Annotated in this window: 16 protein-coding genes and 6 pseudogenes; 8 read left to right on the forward strand and 14 right to left on the reverse strand. The window is 61.1% G+C overall.

The window, feature by feature from the left end; translation table 11 throughout:
- Positions 1-264: 264 nt before the first annotated feature.
- Positions 265-822, forward strand: a complete 558-nt coding sequence (locus tag X773_RS66155; protein WP_023679231.1) for an OsmC family protein — start codon at positions 265-267, stop codon at positions 820-822.
- A 59-nt stretch (positions 823-881) separates the two neighbouring features.
- Positions 882-2,111: an NAD(P)-binding domain-containing protein gene (locus X773_RS66160; protein ID WP_036239198.1), complete on the forward strand. Its 1,230-nt coding sequence runs from the start codon at positions 882-884 to the stop codon at positions 2,109-2,111.
- 73 nt (positions 2,112-2,184) lie between these two features.
- On the opposite strand, the gene X773_RS66165 is transcribed toward X773_RS66160, so the two are convergent.
- The 5 genes and pseudogenes from X773_RS66165 to X773_RS66185 form a co-directional block, all read right to left on the reverse strand.
- Positions 2,185-2,634 carry a CoA-binding protein gene (locus X773_RS66165; RefSeq protein WP_031212498.1) on the reverse strand — a complete coding sequence of 150 codons (450 nt, stop codon included), beginning with the start codon at positions 2,632-2,634 and terminating at the stop codon, positions 2,185-2,187.
- 5 nt (positions 2,635-2,639) lie between these two features.
- Positions 2,640-3,011: a 2Fe-2S iron-sulfur cluster-binding protein gene (locus X773_RS66170; protein WP_023679234.1), complete on the reverse strand. Its 372-nt coding sequence runs from the start codon at positions 3,009-3,011 to the stop codon at positions 2,640-2,642.
- Positions 3,008-4,363, reverse strand: a complete 1,356-nt coding sequence (locus tag X773_RS66175) for a selenium-binding family protein (RefSeq protein ID WP_023679235.1) — start codon at positions 4,361-4,363, stop codon at positions 3,008-3,010. The genes X773_RS66170 and X773_RS66175 overlap by 4 nt, the downstream gene beginning before the upstream one ends.
- Positions 4,364-5,176: 813 nt before the next feature.
- Positions 5,177-5,500 carry a DUF718 domain-containing protein gene (locus tag X773_RS66180; RefSeq protein ID WP_245274789.1) on the reverse strand — a complete coding sequence of 108 codons (324 nt, stop codon included), beginning with the start codon at positions 5,498-5,500 and terminating at the stop codon, positions 5,177-5,179.
- A gap of 38 nt (positions 5,501-5,538) precedes the next feature.
- Positions 5,539-5,811, reverse strand: a pseudogene (locus X773_RS66185) (SAM-dependent methyltransferase); the annotation flags it as partial.
- 145 nt (positions 5,812-5,956) lie between these two features.
- Between X773_RS66185 and X773_RS66190 the strand changes: the two are divergent.
- Positions 5,957-7,627: an FAD-dependent oxidoreductase gene (locus X773_RS66190; RefSeq protein ID WP_023679237.1), complete on the forward strand. Its 1,671-nt coding sequence runs from the start codon at positions 5,957-5,959 to the stop codon at positions 7,625-7,627.
- Positions 7,628-7,682: 55 nt separating this feature from the next.
- Here the strand turns inward: X773_RS66190 and X773_RS0139060 are convergent.
- The 3 pseudogenes from X773_RS0139060 to X773_RS75110 form a co-directional block, all read right to left on the reverse strand.
- Positions 7,683-7,931 (reverse strand): annotated as a pseudogene (locus tag X773_RS0139060) (glutathione S-transferase family protein); the annotation flags it as partial.
- 138 nt (positions 7,932-8,069) lie between these two features.
- Positions 8,070-8,563, reverse strand: a pseudogene (locus X773_RS66195) (enolase C-terminal domain-like protein); the annotation flags it as partial.
- A 4-nt stretch (positions 8,564-8,567) separates the two neighbouring features.
- Positions 8,568-8,852: pseudogene (locus tag X773_RS75110) on the reverse strand (enolase C-terminal domain-like protein); the annotation flags it as partial.
- Positions 8,853-9,175: 323 nt separating this feature from the next.
- On the opposite strand from X773_RS75110, the gene X773_RS66200 reads away from it, so the two are divergent.
- Positions 9,176-9,409, forward strand: coding sequence for a hypothetical protein (locus tag X773_RS66200; RefSeq protein ID WP_023679240.1), 234 nt, complete (start codon positions 9,176-9,178; stop codon positions 9,407-9,409).
- A 231-nt stretch (positions 9,410-9,640) separates the two neighbouring features.
- On the opposite strand, the gene X773_RS66205 is transcribed toward X773_RS66200, so the two are convergent.
- On the reverse strand, positions 9,641-10,702 hold the full coding sequence (locus X773_RS66205) for an aminopeptidase (RefSeq protein WP_348625946.1): 1,062 nt from the start codon (positions 10,700-10,702) through the stop codon (positions 9,641-9,643).
- A 267-nt stretch (positions 10,703-10,969) separates the two neighbouring features.
- Between X773_RS66205 and X773_RS66210 the strand changes: the two genes are divergently transcribed.
- Positions 10,970-11,629, forward strand: coding sequence for a L,D-transpeptidase (locus X773_RS66210; RefSeq protein ID WP_023679242.1), 660 nt, complete (start codon positions 10,970-10,972; stop codon positions 11,627-11,629).
- A gap of 10 nt (positions 11,630-11,639) precedes the next feature.
- Entirely contained in the window at positions 11,640-12,152 is a 513-nt protein-coding gene (locus X773_RS66215; RefSeq protein ID WP_023679243.1) for an OmpA family protein, read from the forward strand.
- A gap of 268 nt (positions 12,153-12,420) precedes the next feature.
- Here X773_RS66215 and X773_RS76680 read toward each other — a convergent pair whose 3' ends face one another.
- Entirely contained in the window at positions 12,421-12,588 is a 168-nt protein-coding gene (locus X773_RS76680; protein WP_156937425.1) for a hypothetical protein, read from the reverse strand.
- 70 nt (positions 12,589-12,658) lie between these two features.
- Entirely contained in the window at positions 12,659-14,335 is a 1,677-nt protein-coding gene (locus tag X773_RS66220; RefSeq protein WP_023679245.1) for a winged helix-turn-helix domain-containing protein, read from the reverse strand.
- Between the two features lie 88 nt (positions 14,336-14,423).
- Here X773_RS66220 and X773_RS76685 point away from each other — a divergent pair, with 88 nt between their 5' ends.
- Complete coding sequence (locus tag X773_RS76685) at positions 14,424-14,732, forward strand: hypothetical protein (protein WP_156937426.1); 309 nt, start codon at positions 14,424-14,426, stop codon at positions 14,730-14,732.
- A 775-nt stretch (positions 14,733-15,507) separates the two neighbouring features.
- Here X773_RS76685 and X773_RS66225 read toward each other — a convergent pair.
- Positions 15,508-16,666, reverse strand: a pseudogene (locus tag X773_RS66225) (IS110 family transposase).
- 72 nt (positions 16,667-16,738) lie between these two features.
- On the reverse strand, positions 16,739-16,966 hold the full coding sequence (locus X773_RS66230) for a hypothetical protein (RefSeq protein WP_023679247.1): 228 nt from the start codon (positions 16,964-16,966) through the stop codon (positions 16,739-16,741).
- A gap of 224 nt (positions 16,967-17,190) precedes the next feature.
- Here X773_RS66230 and X773_RS66235 point away from each other — a divergent pair, with 224 nt between their 5' ends.
- Entirely contained in the window at positions 17,191-18,777 is a 1,587-nt protein-coding gene (locus tag X773_RS66235; RefSeq protein ID WP_031212501.1) for a serine hydrolase, read from the forward strand.
- A 278-nt stretch (positions 18,778-19,055) separates the two neighbouring features.
- Here X773_RS66235 and X773_RS66240 read toward each other — a convergent pair.
- Positions 19,056-20,163 (reverse strand): annotated as a pseudogene (locus X773_RS66240) (mandelate racemase/muconate lactonizing enzyme family protein).
- Positions 20,164-20,179 lie beyond the last annotated feature (16 nt).

Here is a 20,179-nt window from a genome sequence, read left to right on the forward strand (position 1 = left end):
TGCTCTGCGCCTGATGTCGGCCATAGAGGCGAACTTTGCCTCCGCCCGGAAGCAGACACTGCAATTGACCACGCTGAAGGTCGTGGTCGCGCCAGAGCCTGCAAAGGCACAACTCGGCACACGAGGGCGAACATTCCGCTGCGGAAACAACTTGAAGAAACGCTTCGCGACCCATAGCATGCCGCGCCATGGTGAAATCTGATCGGGAGGTCAGTGAGATCGGTCGGGTTTTTGAGCCAGTGCAAGGTAGGGAGGATAATAATTATGGCTTCCGAAGTACAGGCAAACAACGGCGTTAACGTAGAGGCGCTGCTCGGCGCACGCGAAGCGCTTACCAACGCCCCGGAGGCAGCGCAGTTCAAGTGGCGCGCGGCCTGCGAATGGAAGGATGGCACCCACAGCCACTCGTCGGTCGAGAGCTTCTACGGTCTCGGCGAGGATCAGCATCGCAAGACCACCTTCACATTCGACGCAGACCATCCGGAGGTCTTCGCTTCCCAGGACAAGGGCGCCACGCCCGTCGAATACGTGCTGGTCGGACTGGCGAGTTGCCTGACCGCCGGCATCGCCGCGGTTGCCCAGAACCGGAACATCCAGTTGAAGTCGGTGAAGGCGACCATCGAAGGCGACATGGATCTCGCCGGAATACTCGGCATCGACAGCGACGTGCGCAACGGCTTCAGCGGCATCACGGTGAAATACAACATCGACGCCGACGCCAAGCGCGAGGACATCGAGGCTATCGTCGCTCAGTCGCAGAAGCGGTCGGCGGTCTATGACATTGTCACCAATCCGACGAACGTCACGGTCGTGGTGAATTGAAAGGCGCTTCGAACCGTAGACTCTCCTGATGAGAGGGTGCGATTAGTTCCGTCACCACAGTGATCGTCGGCGCGGGGCACGCGGGGCTCGCGATGAGCCGCTGCCTCGCGGAGCGCTCTATCGACCATGTGCTGCTGGAGCGCGGCGAGATCGCCCATACCTGGCGCACCGAGCGATGGGATTCACTGCGGCTGCTCACCCCGAACTGGCAGAGCCGGCTGCCGGGCTTCCGCTATGACGGCGACGATCCCGACGGCTACCGGACGATGCCTGAGGTGATCGACTTCCTCGGGAACTATGCCAAGGCGATCTCGGCTCCGGTCAGAACCCACTCGACCGTTACCTCGGTTCGCAGCGACGGGGCGGGATATCTTGTGCGCACGGACCGCGGCGAGTGGCGGTGTCGGACCGTCGTGCTGGCGTCGGGCGCGTGCAACATCGCGCGCCTGCCCGACGTCGCCAGCCGCGTGCCGCCGTCGGTCGCCATGCTGACGGCACAGTCCTACCGCAATCCGAGTCAGGTCGCCGACGGTGGCGTGATGGTGGTGGGCGCGTCGTCGAGCGGCACCCAGATCGCACAGGAGCTGCAGCGTTCGGGGCGTCAAGTGACCCTGTCGGTGGGCGAGCACATCCGGGCGCCCCGCGTCTATCGCGGCAAGGACCTGGAATGGTGGATGGACGCCGCCGGCGTGCTCGACGAGCGTTACGACGAGGTGGACGACATCAGGCGGGCGCGACGGGTTCCTTCGCTACAGCTTGCCGGCACGCCCGACCGCATCACCCTCGACCTCAATGCGCTCGACGACCTCGGCGTCCGGCTCATCGGTCGTCTTGCCGGCATCACCGAAGACGGCAAGGCCCAGTTTGCGGGGTCGTTGCGCAACATGTGCGCGCTTTCCGATCTCAAGATGGCACGGCTGCTCGACCTCATCGACGAATGGGCGCGCGCCAACGGCCTGGACGCTACGGTCGGGCCGCCGGATCGCCCGCCGCCGACCCGTGTCGAGGACAACCCGCCGCTCGGCCTCGATCTTGCCGGAGGCGCTATCAGGACGATCATCTGGGCCACCGGCTACCGGCCGGACTACTCCTGGCTGGAACTGCCGGTCCTCGACCGCAAGGGCCACGTCCGTCACGACGGCGGTGTAGCGGAACATCCGGGCCTGTACCTGATGGGGACGCAGTTTCTGCGCCGCCGCAAGTCTGCTCTGATCGACGGCGCTGGCGACGACGCGCGTGATCTCAGCGATCATCTGGCATCGTACCTCGGGCAAAATTCAATCTGCTAGCAGAATCAACGTCTGAGACTCCAGAGGGAACAGGTTGGTTGCCGCGACAACCCCGAATTCTGCGCCCCTGCAGTCATATTCCCAAGTGCAGCTTTGGCTTCCAGAAGGGGCGGAACAACTCAATCTTGGGACAGCGGTTCATCACCACTTTCAAGCCCGCTTCCTCCGCCAACTGGGCGGCAGCGTCATCGCGCACCCCAATCTGACCCCACAGAACCTTGGCATTGATTGCGATGGCCTCCTGTGCAACTTCCAACAGATCTTCGGAGCGGCGAAAAACCTCAACCATATCCACAGGCCGGTCGATGGCCGCTAGTGACGCGTACACCTTAAGCCCTCGAATCTCATCCAGACCGGGACTGGGGTTGACCGGGATCATGTCGTAGCCGATTTCGTGCAGCACCCTGAGTACCCCATAGGAAAATTTAGTTTTATCGGGGCTGGCCCCAACCATCGCGATGGTTTTGACCGATTTAAGAATGTCTTGCAGATAAGCCTCCGAATAGGGCTCATCATGATTCATATGGGTCATTTCTTTGCTTCCAACGGGGTCGCAATATCGGCTTTCAATTCATGAGCGGCCAGCGGGTCAAGGAAGGGGTTGCGATAGAGCTTGTCGTGGCTCTCAACGCCGACCTCCAGCGTGCAGTCGCTCATAGGGCGGGCGACGCAGAGGATTATATAGCCATTGTTGATCTGGCGGTTGTTCAGCGCCCGCTGCGCTTTTTGATCGACTTTGCCGCTGATTATTTTGGCCGCACAGGTTATGCAGCCGCCATACTTGCACCCATACGGCAGATCCACGCCCTGCTCGCGCAAGCTTTGCAAGAGGGGCTTGCGGGGATCGACGTCAAAGGCCGCACCGCCTTGATTGGCGAGAATGATGGTGAAGCAGGTCATACCCAGATGTCACTCGTGCAATCACCCCCGGGATAACGGGTTTCGTGGCAGCGGCTTGGTCCATTTGGTTCCTTACCAAAATCAACAACGAATAGCGGATCGATTTCCATGCCGCCGTTTTCCGTATCGCAATTGACCATCAGCATGCATCCGCCATTGGTGCGGATTTCGGGATAGAACTGATTATCCCACGTCGAGAAGAGTGAGGTCGTCACATAAAGGCGCTTGCCGTCGAGGCTGAGCTGTATCATCTGAGGCCCGCCAGTCACTTTCACGCCATTGACCTCAGGCGCACGGCCGAGAAGTCCGCCCATCCACACTTGTCCGGTAAGCTTGGCGTTGTGAGGGTCCGAGATGTCGTACTGACGAATGTCGCCATGCAACCAGTTGCACAGATAGAGGTATCTATCGTCCATGCTGAGCAGAATGACCGAGATCACGCCCGGTATTGGTATCGGCCATTCGGGATGCGGCTCATTGCCGACATCGACAATTTTTTCCCATTGCCAGTCACTCGCCGCGTCCTTCCACCAATGGATGATATTTGCAGAAAGGGCCGCGCCAACAAAGCCGTGACTGCTGTCGGGGTTATGATGGAATCGCACTTCCAGTGGGATCAAGCCATCTTCACCGAGATAGAATGTTTGCTTTGGCTCCTTCTTTTCAAAATCCCAGAAATGGATCTCTCGGCCATATTTCAGGTGGCCCACCTCCTCCAGGTCGAAACCAGGCATGAAAGTGTTAGGCGCGGCCCACTCCGAGCTGACCATTACGTTGTGTCGCGGCTGGTACCAGAAATCATAACCAAACTTGATCCTGCCCATGGAGTTTTCCCAGCGGCCGACAATCTCGAACTCCTTGCTGAGTTGCAAATAGCCGCCGGGGGCATTGCCCTGGGCGTCACCAAGCATGGAAACGATGATGTCCGAGCCGAGGCAATGCACCGTGTGTGGCGCCGACAGGTTAGTCCTGGCTTTGATTTCAGCGCCGTCTATCACCTTGAACAGTGTCGGGCTGCGCGGATCGGTACCGCAATCGACAATATGCAGATTTGACGAGCGCACACCCGGCACGATCAGATATTTCCGCTCCATGCTCGCATCGCCGTGGCACGACGAACAGGCATTCCAGCCCGAGTGATGAAGCTCATCACCAATACCCGGCATTTGCAAACGCGAAATCACCTGGCTGTAGGTCGAACTCTCCGGGTCGACATCAATGGTGCACAGATAGTCCGGCTTCTGAATGCCCGTGCCGGTGTAGATGGCAATCGTATAGAGCAGCTTTTCGCGAGGTGCCGTCATCGCCTCGGCTGGAGAAGCATAGCCCGGTCCACAGCAATGATTGGTCATGGGTATTTCCCTTTGAACAGATCACTGGCCAGCCCCAAAGGGGCAAGCTGGAATGTTAGTGCATGCTTGGCATTGGCGCTATGGCCGAGGTGCTTGTGAAGTGCGCACGTGACGTACAACTTGGCGACAGAGCCCCCGTGGGACCACCCAACGCCAGCTTCTTATCCCGAGGGAACGTTGGCGGAGTGATCGGAGAGCAGTGCCTGGACCAAGCCCAAGTGAAAGCCCCCGGCTTCTTTCCACGGTTTCAAGACAGTATTCCAGCGGTCGGGAACGTCTGGGTTGGGTCAGTTCGAGACTTCGAACCCGGATTGGATGTCTGCATTCTCGCGCGTTCTTACCGCAATCGATCGGACCGCTTCCGGCCATTACCTGATCCTCAATCGCAATCGCGCATGGTCATCCTATCAGGTTGAGCTAACATCGGCGCAATGCGTGTGGGGTCTGAGCGGGTGTGCAAAATGAGAGCAAGTCTCCTTGCAATCGCTACCTCGACGCTGCTGAGCGAACCCAGCACTGCGTGCACGATGCCTGGTTCTTTGAGTGCGGAGGAACGAGCACTCGCCGACAGTGTCTTCGTCGGACCGTTGTCCGCTTGGATCATCCGAAGCAGAGAAAAACCGTAGCGCGCGGTGAATCCTCACGCAGCGGGCTGAGGCCACCCAAGCCTCCGGCTCAGCCGCTACAGCCCGTCAGACGCCCGACCAATTCCGGCACGAACCTCTGTCGCTTGGCTACATCCGCCAAAACCTGCTCTGCCTTTTTGGTTGATCGCCTGGGAGTTCGGCCGGCCTTCGCTAACTCGAGCCTGCCTCAGCTTACCTCAGCAACGACTGTCCCCGAGACCGGGTCGGTAAGGCCGAGGTCGCCGCCGAGGTCTTCGAGCATATCGCGGAACGTGTCGAGAATGCCGATCATCGACGGCCGCGCGGCGGCGAGGCTGTCCATGTCCTGCCACTCGCCGACAAAGCAGAACGTGGGCTCGCCAGTCTTGATCAGGGCGCCCTTGCGAAAGCCTGTCGCGTTGAGCGCGATAGTCTTGTGCGCTTCGACGAAGGCCTTTTTATGCTTGGCTTTGTGCGAAAGCGGCCTACATTGTAGGCGGTCATAGCTTCCTCCGATCGATTGGAGCAGCACCCTTTTTGAGCAGCAATCTTCCTGCGGCAGCCATCCTACTACGGGCGGGCCTCCAGCACCATGTTGGACGGCGTCTCCGCGGTGCGGCGGAAGCGGTGAAGCCACCGCTGGTGACGACCTCCCTCAGCGTTGCCTCTCCGGCCTGGGCGCCAGCCCTGGAGCCCGACATCCTGCGCCAGCGACGCGGGCGTGCACACAAAGGCGGAGGCGGCATAATAGGCGCGCCCGACGGGGTTAACAGCCAGATGATCGTGCGCGAACGGCTCGACGATCATCCACGTGCCGTCCGGCTTGAGCGAGCTACGAGCATGCGTGGCATGGCGTCGAGGCTGCCGATCTCCCCCACAACAACGGTACACAACGGGGAGGTTGCGCTCTCTGCCAAAACGCGGCTCCGCCTCACTTTTTTATTGATCACGACAAAAAAACAACGCTAACTGGCTCCCGCGAGGGGCCATGCTGACAAGTGATGAAGTGGGAGCGATCCCGTTGTTTTCGGGTTTGCCGGCGGCAGAGCTGGAGCGGCTGGCGCGGACAGCGGCCGATCTTCACCTCAGCCCCGGAGAGTTCGCGATTCACGAGGGTGGAGAGGCCGCGCTGTTTGCGGTTCTCGCCGGCAAGATCGAAGTCCTAAAGACCTTCGACGGCATCGAGCGAACGCTGGGTTGGCGTCTGCCGGGAACGATCTTCGGCGAGGTGCCGATTGCGCTTGGCTCGGGTTTTCCCGGTGGCTATCGCGCCGCCGAATCTTCCCGCGTCATGCGCATCGAGGTTCAGCAGTATTATTCCATCGCCGCGGTTTCAAAGGACGTGGCCCAAAAGGTCAGCGCGCTTGCCCGCGAGCGGATGGGCGGGCTGCAAAGCGTCACTGCCGAGCCGCAGAGGCCGCGCGTCACATTGGTCGGCCATCGCTGGGACACGGCGTGCGGCGAACTGCGCCGGTTTCTGGCCCGCAACCAGATTTCGTTCACCTGGCTGTTGCCCGACACGTCGGATGCCGAGGCTTTCTGGTCTGCCCTCGGCAGGCCGGCTCTCGATGATCCCGTTGCCCGGCTGGCGGACGGGGAGATTATCGAAGCACCCGCCGTGCGCGATCTTGCCATTCGCCTCGGGCTGCAGACGCGCCCGCGCGGCGCCGAGTACGACGTCGCGATCATCGGCGGCGGACCGGCCGGTCTTGCGGCTGCGGTCTATGGCGCCTCCGAGGGGCTGCGCACCATCGTCGTCGAACGCGAGGCGCCCGGCGGGCAGGCGGGAACATCCTCGCGCATCGAGAACTATCTCGGCTTTCCAAGCGGCATTTCCGGCGACGAGCTTGCCAGCCGCGCGCTGCAGCAGGCAAAGCGGCTCGGCGCCGAAATCCTGGTCACCCGTTCGGTCGCCGGCATTGACCCGACGACGCACGAGGTGGTGCTCGACGGCACCGATGTCGTGCGCGCCCGCAGCCTCATCCTGGCAATCGGCGTCGCCTGGCGCCGTCTTGCCATCGACGGGTTCGACCGGTTGATCGGCAAAGGCGTTTATTATGGCGCCGCGCGCAGCGAGGCGAGCAGCACGCATGGGCAGGATGTCTACCTGATCGGCGCCGGCAATTCGGCCGGCCAGGCGGCGATGCATTTTTCCGGCCATGCGCGCAGCGTGACGCTGCTGGTGCGCGGCCCCTCGCTTGCCGACAGCATGTCCCACTATCTGATCGAGCAGCTCAGGGCGAAATCCAACGTAAAGGTCCAGCTTCGCTCCGAAGTCCAGGCCGTGCACGGCGAGACGCACCTGACGGCGATCGACATTCTCGACAAGACCGGCAACGAGGTGAGCCGGCACGAATGCGGCGGGCTGTTCGTGTTCATCGGCGCCAACGCCGAGACCGAGTGGCTGCCGGCCGACGTAGCGCGCGATGCACGCGGTTATGTGCTGACCGGCGACGACGTGAAGAAGGCCGGGCTCTGGTCGCATGGCCGCGACCCCTACCTGCTCGAGACCAGCGCGCCCGGCATCTTCGCCTGCGGCGACGTACGCCTGAGCCCGGTCAAACGCGTTGCCTCGGCGGTCGGCGAGGGCAGCATGGCCATCGCCTTCGTCCACCAGTATCTGGCCAATAAAGAGAAAGTAGACCGCAACCAAAGCTAGAGGGTCAAGTAACCAGAATGTCATCAGCCGGTCGATGCGGCGTGAAAACCGCCAATTAAGCATCGAAAGCACGCTTGAAGGCTGGCCGCACTTCGCCGCGGGCTACATAAGCGGAGAGGTTCGGATATTCGTCCAGTATACCCGATCCGTTCAACCTGCGCAGCACCGCCACCATCAGAAGGTCACCGGCGCTGAACGCACCATCGAGCCAGTCGGCATTGCCCAGGCGATCGGAAAGTTCGCCCAGCCGGCCACGGATGCGATCCTCGACCATGGGCAGGCGCTGCTTATGCCAGGTCTCGTCGCGGGTCGTCAGCGGAAGGGCAGTTTTCTGACTAGGTCGTTCGAGAACCGGACCGTCCGCATCCAGCCCCGAAACGGTCATTCTGGATGCCAATTTGCGTGAAGCGGTCCGCATGGTGCAGGGTGGCGCAAGCATGGTTCAGTCGAAGAAGCCTGCATCCTCTTCCCGGAGATACTTCCTGGCTGCTTCGGCGTCGATATCGAGGCCCAGCCCCGGCGCTTCCAGCAAGTCCACCATGCTGTCCTTCACGATCTGCGACGGCAGGCCGATTACGAGGTCCTCCCACCAGGGGTCGGAGGCGCTCGGGTATTCGAAGNCTTCACGATCTGCGACGGCAGGCCGATTACGAGGTCCTCCCACCAGGGGTCGGAGGCGCTCGGGTATTCGAAGGCAATGAAGTTGGCGGGCAGGGTGGCGCAGACATTGATCAGCGCGCCGAGGCCGAGAAGGCCGTTCGCGGTGCCGTGCGGTGCCATCAGGATCGAGTGCATACAGGCGTGCTCGGCGACCCATTTGAGCTCGGCAATGCCGCCAATATCGGCCGGATCGGGGCCGATGACGCGCACCGCCTGCGTTTCGATCAGCTCCTTGAAATTGTGCCGCAGGTATATCTGCTCGCCGGTATGAATTGGCGNCGCCAATATCGGCCGGATCGGGGCCGATGACGCGCACCGCCTGCGTTTCGATCAGCTCCTTGAAATTGTGCCGCAGGTATATCTGCTCGCCGGTATGAATTGGCGTCGAGGTGGCGGTGGTCAGCTCCCGATAGGCCTGCGGATTGACCCACGGCACATAGTCGCCGGTCAGCATGTCCTCGAGCCACATCAAATTGTACTTCTCGACCGCGCGAGCGAACTTGATCGCATCGGGCAGCATCCAGCCCGGGCCGCAGTCTAGCGCCAGGCCGACCCTGTCGCCCAGGAAATGCTGGCGCGAATGAATGCAAAACCCGATCGCGTGCGGTTTTCGAAGAGCAATTTGAGGTGAACTTCCTCAGACCACGCCCGGGCGGAGCCATCCCCCGCCCGCGTCGCGGCAGGCAAGCCCGGATACTCGAACGTGTGCGTCCAATCCTCCTGACTCGTTCGTGTCGACATGGCTTGCGATCTCCGACTCAGGCGGAACCCATGATTCACAACCGACCCCAAGGGACACTGTTGCCGCCCATCTAGCCGTATTATCGGTATCGGCGAAGCCGCTGATCTGTGCTAAGCCGCCGCCCGAATAGCCAAAGGAGTACACCCGTGAGCGAGCCGACCGTGGCCGAGGCGACCGACAGCATCTATGCATCGCTCCGGGTGAACAATGCCGACATCGACGCACATATCGCGGCGCTCAAAGCAGCGCTGGCGCGAGAGGGGATAGAACAAGCGGTGTTCGATCCGACCAGGCTGGCGCAGAACAACCGTTCGGGCCGCAAGCTAATGCAGGCTTATTTTCGGCAGCGCGGCGTGAGCGTGAGGTTTTCGGCCTCGTAGGGGCGCACGCTGCGGCGCCACGGCCCGCCGGCAATCATTGTGGTCCAAGATCCCGCAGGGAGTTCAGGCAAGTCCGCTTTTGGCTTCTGTAGGCCGGCATGCGGCTTCCGGCCCCGCCGACGTCAAAGTACCTAGGAAATCGGCCGACAAATGGTCAATTCAATCACCTGCTCCGGCTGCCGAGTACATCAGCGACCGATTCGCCGCTTCTGGCTTGCGGATTTGACCGGATCAATCGCATGAATCTGCCGCCTTGAGCGCTTCGGCGCGGTCAGATTTGTCTAACGCTCCTATCCATCGAACCGACGCGAAGAATCGTGGATAGTCGCCCGAACACAAATCGAACAAGCGGAGAAACGTCGCCACCCGATCGCCGTAGACGGAAGTCGCGGCGAGCTTCGCGTTGTTGATCGGAGAATCGAACCAGACATCGTACCTCCGGTATCCATGCCAGCGACTGTCGCGCATCTCTCGGTAGCGCATCCGCAGCCGTTCGATCGCGGCTATCTTTGCGGCCCGCTTTTGCTCAGAGGTAGCGCTGTCGTCATAGACGTGCCTTAGCTCGTCTCGGGTCTGCGACACCAGCGCAAGAAATTGAGCTCTGCGCCTCCGGTCGGCTTCGTAACGGCGCAAACCGGCAGTATCCCCATTCGCGCGCAGCCATTTTCTTACACCGGTTGTTTCGACAGCGGTAGCGAACGCCTCGTTGAACCCGGAATCGTCCTGTACGTAGACGCGCTGGTGGGCCAGCTCATGGAACACCAGCCCTGCAAGACCCGCTTCATCTTGGCTGAGCATGGTGCTTAGCAGCGGGTCACTTGACCAGCCGAGTGTGGAATATGCAGTGATGCCCGTCACATAGACGTCCAGGCCCTGTCTCTGAAGTTCGACAGCGGTTTCAATCGCAGACCTTTTGGAGAAGTATCCTCGGTACGGAACGCATCCGAACACTGGAAAGCACCATGTTCGTGGCGTCAGCGAGAATTCCGGCGCTGCGAAGATGGCCCATGTCACCGCGTCCCGACCAACGTCAACATAGCTGCGGTAGCTATTGTTGTCCGGCAGCGCTAGTTCATCTATCGCAAACTGTCGGATGGCGCTCGCCGATGCCATTCGAGCGCGCAATGTCCCAGGGGTCGAAGGATTTTCGATCAGCTTTCCTACATCCTGCCGCGCCGCCATGATCTCCAGGTGACCCTTCAGGGATTGTGCGTAGTAGGAAATGCTGGTGCAACCTGCCACGCCGGACATCACGATCATCGCAGCAACCGAACGAAAAAAAGCATGCATCATGCCCACAGCATCGCTCACACGTCCGGATAGGGCAAATGTCGCAACTACGCCCGGTCCGAAACCATCGCGCCAATTTGGTTAAGATCCTGGATGGGGTTTAGGCTAGACGTTCGTCCTCGGCAAGATTGTCACAATTCGGTCACACGCCGCCAAATTGCCGAATGTCCGGACACGGCGGCCTGAAGCAACGCAGCATTTTCCACTTTGAGGCGAAGTAATTCTCAACTATGGTCCGCCAGGCTTTTGGCATGGGGGGGAATATTGCCGATGGTTTTATCACGCAGGGATGTCGTGCTCGGCGGCCTGGCGCTGGTCGCGGTGGGTGCAACCGGCAACATTGCTCAAGCAGCGGCGGCAAAATCCTTTTTCGCCGGTACCGCCAGCGACAACAATTTTGTGTATCGCAAGACCAACTTCGCGAAGATCGACAAGAGATGGCATCGCCAGATCGTCAAGTATTTCAGCAGCGAGCCGGTCGGCACCGTCGTGGTCGATACCCGCCACCATTTCCTCTATGTCATCATGGAAAACAAGACCGCCATCCGCTACGGCGTCGGCGTCGGCAAGGACGGCTTCAAATGGTACGGCCGCGCGACGATCGACCGCCGCGCGCTGTGGCCGCAATGGGTCCCGCCCCCCGAAATGCGGAAGCGCAGGCCGGACCTACCGCCCATGGTCGCAGGCGGCGCGTCCAACAATCCGCTCGGGCCGCGCGCGCTCTATCTGGACCGCAACGGCGCCGACACCGGCTACCGCCTGCATGGCACGCTGGAGCCATGGAGCATCGGCACCGACGCTTCCAGCGGCTGCATCCGCATGTTCCCGGAAGACATCATCGACCTCTACCAGCGCTGCCCGATCGGCACCGCGGTGCAGGTCCTGCCGCACATCGCCGACCAGGCGCCCGCTTCCACCACTGTCGAATGATTGGCGCCTCATGAACCGCATGATTGAAAACACCCGCCGGCTGCTCGCCGCCGGCCTGCTGGTGCTGGCCGCATCCTGCTCGACCAGTAACACGCTGGCCCCTTCCACGCCCGACGTCACCAACACCGAGGTTGCCGGCTTCCAGAACGTGCAGCCGGGCAGCGAGGAGGATTTTATCCTCAATGTCGGCCGCCGCACCTATTTTACGCAAGGTTCGGCCGCGCTCGATTCTGTCGCCAAGGCCACCCTCGACACCCAGATCGCCTGGTTAGCAAAGCATCCGCGCTGGCTGCTCAAGCTGCAGGGTTTCGCCGACGACCCCGGCGCAAGTGAAATGGCGCTGTCGCAGCAGCGCGCCGATGCGGTGATGGACTACCTCGCCGCCGGCGGCATAGATCGCAACCGCATGTGGGCCAAGGGCTACGGCAAGGACAGGCTCGTCCGCGAGTGCCCCGACACCGCCTGCAGGTCGCAGAACCGCCGCGTTGTGTCTAATTTGCGCGATGAGAGGGACGAGCCGTAGGGGGCTGCTGTTCTGCTTGTGACCCGAAGCAGAGTCTCACACGCGACGGCGGCATGGCTGCTTTGCGCCTAATGTCGGTCATCTGGCTCGCGTTCTTTGATTTCCCGAAGCGGACGCAGCGGCATGCGTCGCTAGGATAGTAATTGCGGACGCAGCTGTCACTGGTTCAGGCAAGGCGGCAAGTAGACGACCAAGGTCAGTCCGGAATACCGGCACGGCGCAGGAGCGTGACAATCTTATCGAGCACCTCCGCCTCCCTGTAGGGTTCCTAGCGACGAAAGACTTTGAGTGTGAAGCGCGGATGGGCCTGGGGCATTACCGCGATCGTCTCCGCGGCCGCATCAGGCTGGTCATCGGCCAGCCTGGCAAGTCGCAACATAAAAGTGAGGAAATGAAGGTGTTTGGTACGCATCGGCGCCCTGAGCGTGAGCGCCACCAGCGCTCGTGGCCCACTTCAAGGGTCGTTTGCAGCCCATGACTTCTGCTGGGCCGCATACGGTCGGCCGTCACTCCGGCAACCCCGCGAACCGCATCTGCTTGATCCAGCGGTCGAGGCTTCCGGGTGCGGTCCAAATCTTGTCCCACTCCCTGCGTTCTTTACTGATGGATTCACTGGGAGTGTTCTGGAGGAAAACCGCAAGCGCTTCCTTTGCCTCTCGCTTGTTTCCTAGACAAGCGTGGATCCCCGCAAGCATGCGCTGTGCGCCGCTCGGGATCCTGGACATTTTCCGCATCGCAGCCAGCGCCGCCCCACAATCGTTCTTTTCCCAGAGCGCCCAGCCCATCTGCCAGTGAAACCAGTCAGGGTGGAAGGGATCGATGCCTTTGGCCTGCTCGATCCGATCGATCGCTTCGTCGGCGCGGCCAACATACAGCAGCACGTTCGTACTCATGACGAGGATATGCGAGTTGCTCGGGTTCAAGGCGATCGCCTGATCGTACTGGGCAAGGGCCTGCTCGACCTCTCCGGCTTCGGTGTGGATGCTGGCGCGGACCTCATGCGCTTCTGCGTCATCAGGAGCGAGCAGGATGGCCTTGTCGGCGTATTTGACAGCGAGTTTCAACGCCTCGTTCCGGTTGTGTTCCTGCGCGTGCCACCCGAATACCGCGTCATTGCGATAGTACCAGGCCAGCCCGATATAGCCGAACTGGGAGTTCGGATCCTCTTCGATCGCCTTGAGGCTGAACTGCCTTAACAGCTCGTTCCCCTCGGCTGAGATATCCTCTCCGATCTTGGCCCTCCCCATCAGGTAATAGCGGAGCGCGCTGACCTGCGCGGCATCGCTCTGTGGCAACGGTCGCTCGATCCTTATTCCGACCCGATCCGCAAGCGTGCGGATGATTTCCTCCTGGACGACGAAAAGATCGCCAATCTCCCGGTTGTAGGAGTTGGCCCAGACATGTGATCCGTCATGCGCATTCAGCAACTGGGCGGACACTTTCAGCCGGTCTCCGATCTTCTGCTGGCTACCTTCGAGCAGGTAGTCGACGCCGAGTTCATCTCCAATCTGTCTGGCGTCGATCGGCTTACCGCGGTACCTGAAGCTCGAGTTCCGGGCGATGACGGCATAAGTCTTGCTCCGCGCCAGCTCGGTGATGATCCCCTCGGCAACGGCATCGCTGAGATATCCCTTGTCCGCACCTGCACTCATGTCGTCGAAGGGAAGGATCGCAATCCTGGGCATGTCGCTCGAACGAACGGGAGCGGCTCGCCAGGCTTCCGCGCCGTAGTATGCGCCGATCGCTGCCGCAAGGAGAGCGAGTGCAGCAAGAATGAAGCCGCGCTGCGAGAATCGGGTCCTGGCACGTTCCGTGCCGGCTGCGGCGTTTGGGTCCGCCGCGTCCCATAGATCGGCGTTCAGTCGGTAGCCTCTCTTTGGGACGGTTTCCACCATCACGTGCGCGTCGTCCCCCAACGCGCGGCGAATATCGGCAATGCATTGAGTGAGGCTGTCGTCGGTCACGAAGGTATCGGGCCAAACCGCCTGCATCAGAGCATCCTTGGACACGATTTCGCCCGGTCGCGCCGCGAGCACCGAGAGCACCTCGGCGGACTGGCTGCGAAGATTGACCGCTTTGCCTTCGACGGTTCGGAGTTCTTTGCTTTTGCTCAGGAAGACGAAACCGCGGAACGTGATCGTTTCAGCAGATTTCAGGTCAATTTCAGGGGCCGTTCGGGACATTTCACCTTCCTGGCGCGCTTCCTAGTCTAGCCCATTCGGCCTTCGCCTCCAAGCGACCCCAGCAGCACCGGATGAAACGGAGGACGACATGAATCGCACCAAGCTCATCATCGCTCTGGCTCTTCTCTTGGCAGTGCCAACGGCTGCGAAAGCAGATCCTCAATCTCTAAATGCAACCGCGCATGTAATTTCTCTTGTATTTATCGATGGCCGCATCGATGAACGCCGAGAACAAAAATCTTTCGACACGATCAAAACCTGCCTCGCATGGAAGCACCAGGGGGAATTTCTTCCGCCGCAACCGGGTTCTTTTGCTTCTTTCACGTACTGTGAGCTAACTAACGTTGGTCCTGCTCGGACGGCCAGTATCTTCCAACTTACCCAGGAGGGTCAGTGAGGGCGATCCTCGACTGCCCCTGCCGCGCCGCCCGACGACGGCGACCCCGACGAACCGGACGACTTCCGCCCGCCGTGCCCGTGCTGCGGCGGCCGCATGATCGTCATCGAGCTGTTTGAACGGTGGAGGCAACCGCGCGGACCACCACACGGCTCCCGGTCGACCGGGAGCAGCACGCCATGACCCGGCATGGAATGGTTCAGCCTTCAGCTGCAGGCACTCAGCCTCCGGCAACGGATCGACGCACGTCCATGATGATCCTCGATGCTGAAGAGGTCGCGTCCAGCTGCCGACCAAGCCGACAACACCGCGCGGGGGCGCAACGAAGCGGTCTGTCCGCATTCACCCCAGCGCTTCCCGACGGCGGTCACGCCATCGCCGACGTCTGCCGAAATCCGAAATCCCCATAGCCATCGTCTGCGGCCCGCGGGTTCCTTCCTCGGGGACTTTCGTACGCCTGCCGGCGCCCGAAACTCTTATATGGGGATGGTCAACCACAAACGGCGTCACGTCGACATTGTCATGTACCTCCGGGCAATCCGCAGATCCATTCGATGGGTCCGTTTGCGTGACGCGGTTCGCGAACGAACCCAGTCCACCTTATATTCGGTCAGGGCGCATGCACCTGTTCCATGATCCCGCTTGCGGCGGATTCGGACCCAAGAGACGAAACCATTCTTCAGCGGCGGCTGTTGAGGCCATGAGTTTCGTCGGTTCGTCTACCGAGGATCTGCCAGGCCTGATCGGCCTAGAGATTGTTATGATCGATTGGCGTCTACGCTGATGGTTTCGTCAGGAGAGCTCCTTCTATAACGACTCCGGCGTTCACGTATTTCCACAGTGCAACAAGCAGTTTCCGAGCGAGGGCGATGATCGCCGTCTTCTTGTACCGGCCACCATTCTGGATGGCTCGCGCCCTGAACCACTGGCTGAGTGCGGAATTGGGTTGATGGCGCACCCAGAGCCACGCAACCTGGACAAGCGTCGACCGGAGCCTAGGATTGCCGGACTTCGAGACTCCCTGCTCGCAATTAATCTGCCCACTTTGCCAGGGCGTTGGCACCAAACCAGCGTAGGCGGCAACCTGTCGTCGATTGTCAAACTTGCGCGACAATCCCTCAGACCACAGGACGGCCGCGAACTCCGGACCTATTCCCTTGAGGCTGAGCAGCAGGGCCGGTGTTGGTACATCTGCCGCGACGAGCATGGCGTCGCGGGCCTCTTCAACATCCTTGATCTGCTGGATCAGCAACTCGATGCGATCAAGTTCGCGGCTGATCTGCGCCTTGAGCGCTGGCGGCAGTGGACGTCCATCTCCGGTAATGAGCGCGTCGAGGCGTTTGCGTCGATCGCCTTTCAACGGTTCGTATCCGGACACGCCTTGGCTGAACAAAAGGCCCTTTATCCTGTTGACGTGCCTGATCCGCTCGTTCGTCAGAGCCTTCCGCTCCCGCACCAACCGGCGACGGTCTTCCTCCTCCGGCGTTGGCACTCGCAACATGGCGCAAACCCTAGGCTCGCCGCGGTTGTAGGCCAGCAACGCTCGAACCAGTGCTTCCCCGTCAATCCTGTCGGTCTTGGCCCGCCGGCGGCGACGCGATGTGGCAATGGATGCCGGGTCCACGACATAACTCTCGATGCCTTCGCGTTCGAGGACCCGATGTATCCAGAATCCATCCAGACCAGCTTCCTGGATTGATATGACCCGGAAGCTCTGCCCTGTCCGCACTTCCGCCTTTCGTTGCAGCTCTGCGACGTGATCGAGCAAACCCGGGATGTCGCCCCCCCGGCACGATGTGTCTCGATATTCTCTCGCCCGCACCTGGCGCAAGCGAAGTCACGAGCCATTTTGAACGAGACAGTTCTAACGAGACAAATATTGCGGCAAGATCGACGCGGATAGCGGCCGGGGCTTTGGTGGTGTTGGCTTGCATGCTGACCTCCAGGTGATGTTTGGCGACTTCACTCTGGCAGAGCGCTGGTCGCCTTCCATCCCCATAGGATCTTCACGTGAGCCGAACGGCGGCTTTAACTGGTCCCGCGGCAATAACCGGACGGACAGCAAACGGCCCCGTGTCGCAGGCAAGATCGGTGAAGACGAAGCGTCCCGGCCCCTCGGCCCTCGGACTCCATGCAGCAGGCCATAGGGCCTCGCGATGGGCCATATAGCTGGCTTCGATGACTTTCTGGTTGGCCGCCAGCCCGTTGGCGAACAACTCGTGATCGGATGCCATTTGCCGCCCGGCCTTGGAACTTGACGTTCTCCCGCGCAGTCCCATCCAATTGCCGGGCGCGTGGGTAACGCGGATACTTCACCAGGTCCCGAAATCACATGCGCGCAGCCGCCGTCTCTGTCTGATCTTTGGACTTAAACATATCAGTAGAAAATAGCTGTAACCATCTTTCATCTTGCCGCGTATGGTCCGATCATCTGCCGGTGCAAGTTTGAGGACATGCAATGAAGAAGGTCGCTGCTCTCCTGGTACTTTCCCTCGTTATCATGCTGCCCGCCGTGGCAGCCGCGCAGTCCTGCCTGCCGGAGCTTGGGCCATCGCCGCCGCAGGATGCTATGCAGCTGTATCCCGGCGGTGTCGAGAAGGCGTTGGCCGCGCTGCCGGACATCGTCAAGAAAGTCAAGGAAGCATCCGACGTTCCCGGCTTCGCCGTGGCGGTGGTGCATGGCGGCAAAATGATCTTTGACGAGGGCTATGGCCTTCGCGACAACCGGGACGACACTTCTAAGGTCAGCAGCACCACCATTTTCCAGGTCGCCTCGGTGTCGAAGTCGATCTCGGCCATGGTGGCCGCGATCGCCATGACGAAGGACCACAGCTTCGACTGGGATACCCCGGTCCGCAAGGTCTGGGACGGCTTCCGCCTCAATCTCGACTATGTCTCGGGCAACGCCACCATCGGCGATTTCTTCGCGCATCGCTCGGGCCTGCCGATGGCGGCGGGCGACGAACTCGAGGATCTCGGCTTCCAGCGCAAGCAGATCGTCGGGAGCCTGTGGATGGTGCCGCTCGATCCCTTCCGCATCTCCTATCACTACGCCAATTTCGGCACGACGATCGGCGCCGAGGCAGTGGCCCACGCCGAGAAACAGCCTTGGGAGCCGCTGGCCAAGAGCCTGTTGTTCGATCCGCTCGGCATGCGCTCGAGCAGCTATCGGCACGAGGACTTCATTGCCGCCGGCAAGAACCGCGCCCTGCTGCATGCGCGCGTGGCGGAGAATGTGTTCGAGCCGCTCTATGACCGCGACCCCGACCAGCAGGCGCCGGCGGGCGGCGTCTCCTCCAGCGCCCAGGATCTTGCCAAGTGGATGATCCTGCTGCTTGGCGACGGCACCTATAACGGCCAGCCCATGATCGACCCGAAGATCCTGCAGCCCGCCATCACACCGCAGAGCGTGACCTACCGCGGCGAGACGCCCGATACGCGGGCCAGCTCCTATGGCTATGGCTTCAATGTGGGGGTGAACGCCAATGGGCGCACCACCATGGGCCATTCCGGCGCCTTCCTGCTCGGCGCCGGCACCACCTTCCAGATCTTGCCCTCGGCCGATGTCGGCATCGTCGTGCTCACCAACGGCTCCCCCGTCGGCGCCGCCGAGGCGGTCGCCGCCAGCTTCATGGACATCGTGCAATATGGCCAGGTCACCCGCGACTGGTATCCCTACATCAAGCCGCGGTTCATGGGCTACTACAAGCCGGTGGGCGACCTCGCCGGCGAGGACAAGCCGACGAACCCCGCCAAGGCGCGCAGTCCATCCTTCTACGAGGGCCAATATACGAGCAATTATTTCGACACCGCCACCGTGCGGGCCGATGGCGACAAGCTGATGCTCGAACTCGGCCCCAAGCCCATGCAGTTCACGCTCGATCACTGGGACGGCGACACCTACGCCCTCACGCCCCGCGGAGAGAACGCGCCGACCGGCTCGCTGTCATCGGTGAAGTTCGTCGGTTCCCCCGGCGGCATTCGCGCGCGGGTGATGACGGTGGACTATCTGAATGAGAACGGGTTGGGGCATTTTCAGAGGTAGGGGTGGGGGCGTCGGGTGCTCCATACACCCTATGCCGTCGAAAAGGCGAACCGGCCGTCTGCAAGGTGATGCCTGAGATGGCGGATTTGTGACGGTTCGCTTCCGGGCATGGAAATCAGGAAGCCGGCATTTGCTCGGGAGCTTCCGACAAGCTACGTCGGCTTTGGCCAGCCGCTGATCCGAAGCAGACCGACGGCTCCAGGCCCCGAAACGGTCATTCTGGATGCCAATTTGCGAGAATCAGTCCGCGCGGTGCTGGGTGGCGCAAGAAGGATGGTTCAGTCGAAGAAGCCTGCATCCTCTTCCCGGAGATACTTCCTGGTTGCTTCGGCGTCGATGTCGAGGCCCAGCCCCGGCGCTTCCAGCAAGTCCACCATGCTGTCCTTCACGATCTGCGACGGCAGGCCGATTACGAGGTCCTCCCACCAGGGGTCGGAGGCGCTCGGGTATTCGAACGCAATGTAGTTGGCGGGCAGCGTGGCGCAGACATTGATCAGCGCGCCGAGGCCTAGAAGGCCGTTCGCGGTGCCGTGCGGTGCCATCAGGATCGAGTGCATATAGGCGTGCTCGGCGACCCATTTGAGCTCGGCAATGCCGCCAATATCGGCCGGATCCGGGCCGATGACGCGCACCGCCTGCGTTTCGATCAGCTCCTTGAAATTGTGCCGCAGGTATATCTGCTCGCCGGNACATCAAATTGTACTTCTCGACCGCGCGAGCGAACTTGATCGCATCGGGCAGCATCCAGCCCGGGCCGCAGTCGAGCGCCAGGCTCACCTTGTCGCCCAGCACTTCCTTCATCGCGATCACGCAATCGAGCATGTGGTTGAAACCGCGCTCGCTGATGACGCCCTGATCCATGGCACCGTGGTAGCCAGCCTTATTCTGCTTCACGCCGTAATGGAAGTCCTCGATGGTGTCCTTCATGTTGGAGTGGAACGAGATCCCTTGCTTGATCATGAAGAAATTCTGCGGCTGCTCTATCATCCATTTCACGTCGGCGGCGTAATCCTCCGGCCGGTCCCCCGTTCGCTTCTGCCGGATCGAGCCGTTATAGACGCGCACCTTGTCGCGCACCTTGCCGCCGAGCAGTTTGTAGGCCGGCACGCCTGCGGCCTTGCCGGCTATGTCCCACAGCGCATGCTCGATAGCGCTTACCGCCGCGCCATAGGGCTTGAAAGAGCCGCGTTGGCGGATCTTCAGCATCACCCGCTCGACGTCGGTAGGGTCCTCGCCGATCAGCGCATCGCGAAAATGCAGCACCCAAGGCTTGAGATAGGTCTTGGTGAACTCGACTTCGCCAAGGCCATAGAGGCCCTCGTCGGTAACGATGCGGACGATGGGATGTTTGCCGATGACGGCGCAGCGGAGATCGGTGATCTTCATCTTCGGTTCTTTTCGC

Source organism: Mesorhizobium sp. LSJC280B00 (assembly GCF_000502835.1).
GTDB lineage: Bacteria > Pseudomonadota > Alphaproteobacteria > Rhizobiales > Rhizobiaceae > Mesorhizobium.

Excerpts from the sequence above, each read along its gene's own strand:
- X773_RS66210 (WP_023679242.1), top strand. The coding sequence starts at position 10,970 with ATGGTTTTATCACGCAGGGATGTCGTGCTCGGCGGCCTGGCGCTGGTC.
- X773_RS66230 (WP_023679247.1), bottom strand. The coding sequence starts at position 16,966 with ATGGCATCCGATCACGAGTTGTTCGCCAACGGGCTGGCGGCCAACCAG.
- X773_RS66155 (WP_023679231.1), top strand. The coding sequence starts at position 265 with ATGGCTTCCGAAGTACAGGCAAACAACGGCGTTAACGTAGAGGCGCTG.
- X773_RS66170 (WP_023679234.1), bottom strand. The coding sequence starts at position 3,011 with ATGACCTGCTTCACCATCATTCTCGCCAATCAAGGCGGTGCGGCCTTT.
- X773_RS66215 (WP_023679243.1), top strand. The coding sequence starts at position 11,640 with ATGAACCGCATGATTGAAAACACCCGCCGGCTGCTCGCCGCCGGCCTG.
- X773_RS66235 (WP_031212501.1), top strand. The coding sequence starts at position 17,191 with ATGAAGAAGGTCGCTGCTCTCCTGGTACTTTCCCTCGTTATCATGCTG.
- X773_RS66220 (WP_023679245.1), bottom strand. The coding sequence starts at position 14,335 with ATGTCCCGAACGGCCCCTGAAATTGACCTGAAATCTGCTGAAACGATC.
- X773_RS66205 (WP_348625946.1), bottom strand. The coding sequence starts at position 10,702 with ATGATGCATGCTTTTTTTCGTTCGGTTGCTGCGATGATCGTGATGTCC.
- X773_RS66175 (WP_023679235.1), bottom strand. The coding sequence starts at position 4,363 with ATGACCAATCATTGCTGTGGACCGGGCTATGCTTCTCCAGCCGAGGCG.
- X773_RS66165 (WP_031212498.1), bottom strand. The coding sequence starts at position 2,634 with ATGAATCATGATGAGCCCTATTCGGAGGCTTATCTGCAAGACATTCTT.
- X773_RS76685 (WP_156937426.1), top strand. The coding sequence starts at position 14,424 with ATGAATCGCACCAAGCTCATCATCGCTCTGGCTCTTCTCTTGGCAGTG.
- X773_RS66190 (WP_023679237.1), top strand. The coding sequence starts at position 5,957 with ATGCTGACAAGTGATGAAGTGGGAGCGATCCCGTTGTTTTCGGGTTTG.